The sequence below is a fragment of the Ideonella sp. P3_A4 genome (assembly GCF_056403075.1).
Genome location: NZ_JBFUGE010000004.1, coordinates 60,581 through 67,393, shown reverse-complemented (window position 1 = coordinate 67,393; position 6,813 = coordinate 60,581). Strand labels below are relative to the sequence as shown.

Annotated in this window: 5 protein-coding genes; 2 read left to right on the top strand and 3 right to left on the bottom strand. The window is 67.4% G+C overall.

All coding sequences use genetic code 11. The annotated features are described in order from the left end of the window. Positions 1–190: SWIB/MDM2 domain-containing protein (locus AC1DYI_RS01495; protein WP_477202309.1), on the top strand; the 190-nt coding region annotated here is incomplete at its 5' end. Between the two features lie 133 nt (positions 191–323). Here the strand turns inward: AC1DYI_RS01495 and AC1DYI_RS01490 are convergent. Both AC1DYI_RS01490 and uvrA read right to left on the bottom strand, forming a co-directional pair. Next, the gene (locus AC1DYI_RS01490; RefSeq protein ID WP_477202308.1) at positions 324–2,831 is read right to left on the bottom strand and encodes an ATP-binding protein; all 2,508 of its coding nucleotides are present in this window, start codon (positions 2,829–2,831) and stop codon (positions 324–326) included. Positions 2,832–3,015: 184 nt separating this feature from the next. Further along, a complete protein-coding gene (uvrA, locus tag AC1DYI_RS01485) occupies positions 3,016–6,012 on the bottom strand; it encodes an excinuclease ABC subunit UvrA (RefSeq protein WP_477202307.1) in 2,997 nt (998 codons plus the stop codon). 228 nt (positions 6,013–6,240) lie between these two features. On the opposite strand from uvrA, the gene AC1DYI_RS01480 reads away from it, so the two are divergent. Continuing rightward, the gene (locus AC1DYI_RS01480) at positions 6,241–6,411 is read left to right on the top strand and encodes a hypothetical protein (protein WP_477202306.1); all 171 of its coding nucleotides are present in this window, start codon (positions 6,241–6,243) and stop codon (positions 6,409–6,411) included. A 67-nt stretch (positions 6,412–6,478) separates the two neighbouring features. Here AC1DYI_RS01480 and AC1DYI_RS01475 read toward each other — a convergent pair whose 3' ends face one another. Next, positions 6,479–6,796 carry a YciI family protein gene (locus AC1DYI_RS01475; RefSeq protein ID WP_477202305.1) on the bottom strand — a complete coding sequence of 106 codons (318 nt, stop codon included), beginning with the start codon at positions 6,794–6,796 and terminating at the stop codon, positions 6,479–6,481. Positions 6,797–6,813 lie beyond the last annotated feature (17 nt).

Sequence of the window (6,813 nt, the reverse complement as noted above, 5' to 3'; positions counted from 1 at the left end):
CATCGGCGACAAGGCCGTGCCGCGCACCGAGGTGACGAAGAAGGTCTGGGAATACATCAAGAAGAATGGCCTGCAGGACAAGGCCAAGAAGACGATGATCAACGCCGACGCCAAGCTGAAGGAAATCTTCAAGAAGGCGCAGGTCTCGATGTTCGAGATGACCAAGCTGATCAACAGTCACCTGAGCTGATCTGGCGGGCGGCTCACGAGCCGCCCGGCCCCACGATGAAGAGCCGGCACCCGCCGGCTTTTTTCATGCCTGTCTTCGATCGAACCGCCGCGGCATGGGTGCTCGCGCATCCCGCCCGACGCGGGCGGTGGCTTCAGGAGCGGTCGAACGCTCGCCGCGCATCGATGACGCGTCGCACTTCTTCGACCAGCCGATTCAGGTCGATCGGCTTGGTCCAGTAGTCGTCGAAGCCGGCAGCCAGCGCCGCAGCGATCTGCTCGTTCATCGCGTCAGCCGACAGTGCCACGCACAGCAGGTCCGCGGTGACCGGTTGCGCGCGAATCCGGCGCAACACCTCGAGCCCGTTCATGTCGGGCAGGTTCATGTCGATCAGCGCCAGATCCGGCCGCACCTGCGTCGCCAGTTCGACACCGCTGCCACCGTCGTGGGCAACATGCAGCGTCCAGCCCGGCTGCGTACGGAAGACTTCCTCCATCAGCAGCACATTGAGCGGCTCGTCCTCGACATAGAGCACGACGCGACCACCCGAGCCATCGGTCGACTCGGTGTCAGTCTGCGGTTCGGCCGCCGGTGCCCGACCGCCGATCGTGCCCGCCGCGGCCACCATCCGCAGGTTGAAGCAGCTGCCGCGGCCCGGCTCGCTCACAGCATCGATGTCGCCACCCATCGCGCGGGCCAGGCCACGCGCGATCACCAGGCCGAGACCGGTGCCGCTGATGCGGCGCCGCTCGGCACCCAGGCGATGGAACGGCTGGAACAGCTGGGCCAGCTGATCGGCACGCAGCCCTTCGCCCTGGTCACGGATCGCCAGCAGCGGCATCGGAGCGACGTCGTTCGATTGCTGCAGTGTCACGGTGACACGGCCCCCTGCTCGGTTGTACTTGATCGCATTGGACAGCAGGTTGACCAGCACCTGTTCCAACGCCGCCGCATCACCCTGCACGCGCGCACCCGCCGGCACGACCAGCTGCAGGGACACCGATCGGGCGGTGGCCAGCGGCTGCACCGCCTCGATGCTCGCGCGCAGCAATTCGGTGAGGCTGAGCGACTCGCTGCGCAGCGTCAGTGCACCCTGCTCGATGCGTGACAGATCGAGCATGTCGTCGACCAGCGTCAGCAGGGCTTGTCCGGCCTTGCGCACGCCATCGAGCCGGTGGCGCTGGGCGCCGACCAAGGTCTGCTCACGGTCCAGACTCATCAACTGGGTGAAGCCGATGATCGCGTTCAGCGGGGTTCGCAACTCGTGGCTGACGCGTGACAGGAATTCGCTCTTCGCACGGCTGGCGCGTTCGGCGCTGTCGTGCGCCAGACGCAGCGACTCGTGCTCGCGCAGCGCGTCCTGCGCCTGATGGCGCTCGGTGATGTCCCAGGTGAAGCCGTGGAAGACGATCCGGCCATCGGCCTGCCGTTCCGGCGTCGCCCGCGTCTCGACCCAGCGCTGTTGCCCGTCGGCTCGCTCGAAGCGGACCTCGACCCGCATCGGCTGCATCGTCTGCATCGAAGCCAGCACGGCGTCGACGAAGCGGCCGCGGTCGACCTCGGCGATTCGGCGCAGCGTTGGTGTGTGGTCGTCGTCGCTGCCGCCGATCAACAGCCGCAATCCGTCGTTGACATACAAATAGTGAGGCAGCGTACCGTCGGGCTCCAGCCGCATCTGGAAAGCGGCGCCGGGCAGTTGCGCCAGCAGCTTGTGCATGCGCTGGTCGCGCTCGCGCGTCTCGCGGCTGGCCAGCACCTGCGCGGTCACGTCTCGCGCGCTGCCTCGCCATCCTTGAAAATCGCCATGTTCATCGAACACCGGCACCGCACTGCGCGAGATGTAGAGGCTGCCGCGGTGCGCCGCGTCGAAGCGGGTGACCTCGCGGGTCATCGGGTGGCGCTGGGCCAGACGGCCGAGCAATGTGGCGCCGCAGGGCAAGGGGTCACCCGTGCCGTCCACGCAAGGCTCGTCGGCCAACGGCTGGCCGAGCAGCAGCCGCGCCGGCATGCCGGTCAGGCGCTCGAACTCTTCGGACAGCCAGCGGTGACGCAAATCGGCGTCCAGCTCCCACAACCAATCACCCGAGGCGCGCGCCAGATCGGCCAGGCGCCGGCGCTCGCGGTCAAGGTGCTCGCGTGAATGCTGCGTCGTCAGCAGGGCTTCGGCGGCGATCGCCAACTGGGCCAGCTGTTGGCGCTGGGCATCGTCCAGCCGATGCGGCCGCGGACTGGCGACACACAACGTGCCCACCACATGGTCGTGAAGCCGCAACGGGACGGCCGCATAGAAGCGCCAGGGTTCGCTGCCGGCGGGCGTGGGCACTTCAGCGAAGCGCGGGTCGAGCCGGATGTCCGGCACTTCCAAGAAGGTGCCGGCGGCCACCGCGTGGGCGCAAATGGCTTCGGCGCGCGGCAGTGTCCGCACCGTCGTGGTCTCGTCTTCGTCGACCCCGACCTGGCAGGTGTGCTGGTCACCGACCAGCGACAGCAGGCCGACCGGGCAAGCGCAGAGCCGTCGTGCGGCATCTGCGAGGGCGCGCAGGGCACCCAGCGGGGCGGCTTCGCTCAAGCCGTCGCTTTGCGGGCTGAACCAGCCCAAGTCGCGCAACGTCGCCTGACGCTGACTCTCGTCAGCCGGCTCGGGCGCGGGTCGCCATGCCATCGTCCCACTCCGCCAGGGTCTGGCGAACAACCCCCCAAACCTCCCGGGTGGCCGTGCCAGCGAAGGGCTGATTGTGGCGCAGCGCCGGCACGGGCAGGCATGGCCCGGCCGTGACGGAATGCTTGAGTCCGTCGCGCCGTCACCCTCCGCGCGGACCGCGAAGGCCGCGCGGCGGATGCGTTCCTCACTCCCGCAGCAGCGACGCCAGGAAGCGGCCGGTGTGGCTGGCGGCACAGGCGGCCACCGTTTCAGGCGTGCCTTCGACCACCACCGTGCCGCCGCCGGCACCGCCTTCGGGGCCCATGTCGATCAGCCAGTCCGCGGTCTTGATCACGTCGAGGTTGTGCTCGATCACGACGATCGTGTTGCCGGCATCGCGCAGCTGGTGCAGCACCTTCAGCAGTTGCGCCGTGTCGTGGAAGTGCAGGCCGGTGGTCGGTTCGTCGAGGATATACAGCGTGCGGCCGGTGTCGCGCTTGCTCAGTTCGAGCGCCAGTTTGACGCGCTGCGCTTCGCCGCCCGACAGCGTGGTCGCGCTCTGGCCCAGCGTGATGTAGCCCAGGCCGACGTGGAGCAAGGTCTGCAGCTTGCGTGCGATGGTCGGCACGGCGTTGAAGAACTCGTGCGCGTCCTCCACCGTCATGTCCAGCACCTGCGCGATGTTGCGGCCCTTGTAGAGGATCTCCAGCGTCTCGCGGTTGTAGCGCTTGCCATGGCAGATGTCGCAGGGCACGTAGACATCGGGCAGGAAGTGCATCTCGACCTTCAGCACCCCATCGCCCTGGCAGGCCTCGCAGCGGCCGCCGCTGACGTTGAAGCTGAAGCGCCCGGCGCCGTAGCCGCGTTCGCGCGCCGCCGGCACCTCGGCAAAGAGTTCGCGGATCGGCGTGAACAGCCCCGTGTAGGTGGCTGGGTTCGAGCGCGGCGTGCGGCCGATCGGGCTTTGGTCGACGTTGATGACCTTGTCGAAGGCTTCGAGGCCTTCGATCGAATCATGCGGCGCCGCCTCGGCATGGCTGTTGTAGAGCTTGCGTGCGACCGCCGCATACAAAGTGTCGTTGACCAGCGTGCTCTTGCCCGAACCAGAGACGCCGGTGACACAAGTAAACAGCCCGACCGGCACATCGACGGTCACGCCTTTCAGGTTGTTGCCGTGGGCGTTGACGATCTTCAGCGCGCTGGTGCCGTCACCGCCGACCGCCTGCGTCGGACGCGGTGGCACGTCGATGCGCAGCGCGCGGCCCAGGTACTGGCCGGTCAGCGAGTCGGGATGGGCAGCCACCTCGTCCGGCGTACCGGCAACGATGACCTGCCCGCCGTGCACGCCAGCACCCGGCCCCATGTCCACGCACCAGTCGGCGGCGCGGATCATGTCTTCATCGTGCTCGACCACCAGCACGCTGTTGCCCAGGTCGCGCAAATGCTTCAGCGTGCCGATCAGGCGCTCGTTGTCGCGCTGGTGCAGGCCGATGCTGGGCTCATCAAGCACGTACATCACGCCGGTCAGGCCGGAGCCGATCTGGCTGGCCAGGCGGATGCGCTGGGCCTCACCGCCGGACAAGGTGTCGGCGCTGCGGTCCAGGCTCAGGTAATTCAGGCCGACGTCGTTCAAGAACTTCAGCCGCGCGCGGATCTCGCGCACCACCTTGTCGGCGATCTCGGCTTTGGCACCAGTCAACGCGAGCTGCTCGAACCAGGCCAGCGCGTCGGCCAGCGTCAGGTGCTCGGCCTCGTAGATCGGCTTGCCGCGCTCGGCTTCGGTGCCGGGCAAGAAGACATGGCGGGCTTCGCGCTTCAACCGGGTGCCGTGGCAGTGCGCACAAGGCTTGGCGCTCTGGTAACGCGCGAGGTCTTCGCGCACGGCCACCGAATCAGTCTCGCGATAGCGCCGCTCGAAGTTCGGCAGGATGCCTTCAAAGGGATGCGAGCGCTTGACGACGCGCGTGCGGCCGCCCTTGCCTTCGGCTTCGTAGAGGAACTCGATCTCGTCTTCGCCCGAGCCGTACAACAGCACCTGCTGGGCCTGGGTGGACAAACCTTCAAAGGGCTGGTCGATGTCGAAGCGGTAGTGCTTGGCCACGCTTTCAAGCAGAGAGAAGGTGTAGGCGTTGCGGCGGTCCCAACCTTTGACCGCGCCGGCGGYCATCGACAACGACGGAAAGGCGACCACCCGCTCGGGGTCGAAGACCGTCTGCACGCCCAGGCCGTCGCAATGCTGGCAGGCGCCCACCGGCGAGTTGAACGAGAACAGCCGCGGCTCCAGCTCGGGCAGCGAGTAGCTGCAGACCGGACAGCCGAAGCGGGCCGAGAACAGGTGCTCACGGCCCGAATCCATTTCCAGCGCGACCGCGCGGCCATCGGCAATCCGTAGCGCCGCCTCGAAACTCTCGGCGACGCGCTGCTTGATGTCGGGCCGACTCTTGAGCCGGTCGATCACGACGTCGATGTCGTGCTTCTCGGTCTTCTTCAGCTTGGGCAGATCGGTCGCCTCGACGACCTGGCCGTCGACCCGGAACCGCACATACCCTTGAGCCTGCCAATCGGCGAACGATTCGACGAACTCGCCCTTGCGGTCGCGCACCACCGGCGCCAACACCATCAGCCGGGTCTCCTCGGGCAGCGCCAATACTGCGTCGACCATCTGGCTGACGCTTTGCGCGGCCAGCGGCAGTTCGTGGTCCGGGCAGAACGGCGTGCCGGCACGGGCGTACAGCAAGCGCAGGTAGTCGTGGATCTCGGTCACCGTGCCGACTGTCGAGCGCGGGTTGTGGCTGGTGGCCTTCTGCTCGATGCTGATCGCCGGCGACAGCCCTTCGATCACGTCGACATCGGGCTTGTCCATCAGCTGCAGGAACTGCCGCGCATAGGCCGACAGGCTTTCGACATAGCGCCGCTGGCCTTCGGCATACAGCGTGTCGAACGCCAGGCTGGACTTGCCCGAGCCGGACAAGCCGGTGATCACCACCAAGGCGTACTTGGGGATGTCGAGGTCGATGTTCTTCAGGTTGTGGGTGCGGGCCCCACGCACGCGAATTGCGGGCGCGTCGGGCCCATTCAGCCTGCGGATTGCGGGCGGCTCGGCCGCACTTGGCGGGCGGACGGCGGGCGTTTCAGGCGCGCTTTCGGCGCGCTTGGCGCGCGCGGCGGGGGACTTCTGGCGGGTCGGGAGCGGGTCGGGCATGGGGTTTCGCAAGGGCAACCGGCCATGATAACGATGGCAGCCACGGGGCGCACCCTGGGCCCGTGCGGGCGTGTCGGTGGACCCGCGCCGGGCGCGACCTGGGGCGCCGCCAAAGGTTCACAAATTTTTGCGTTCGTGCCTTTTGCTTGTCATCCATGACCCAGACCCCCGCGTTGACCCTGATACCGTGACCCCAAGAACAAGGGGGATCCGGTCAAACCAATGTCTATGATCATGCAGAAGTCAGCCCTTACCAACCGCCAACCTCATTTGCGCGACGCCAAGCATGTGCTGCCGCCGCCGGAAAAAGGTCAGAAGTTCGAGCCGTTCTGGACGGCTGCTTTTGGCAGCGACCGGCAGAGTCTGGCCCGCCAGCAGAAGTCAGACCAGAAGCGCTGAGCCGCGGCCATTGGCTAGGCGCCTCCCGGGAGGGCGGCGCTGGGTCAGGCGTCGCGGGCGGCGTGGGTCAGACCAGGCCGTCGTCGGCGCGCATCGCGGGCATCCAGGGCCGCACGGCCACCCGCAACAGCCCGGTTTTCACCGCCGGGTCACTTTCCGCGAACGCCAGCAGCTCGTCATGCGGCATGCCGGGCTTGGCGACCATCATGCCGCCGCCCTGTTCGTCGAGAAACGGCCCGCCGGCACCCAATTGACCACTTTGCAGCAAGCCCCGGTAGTGGTCGACGTGGGCTTGCAGACCCGGTTGCTCGAACACCGGCACGCCGGGCTGCCAGGCCGGGCCTGGGTGGTGAAAGACAACCAGGCAGGTAGGCGGTCGGGACATCACGATCTCCGAGGTTG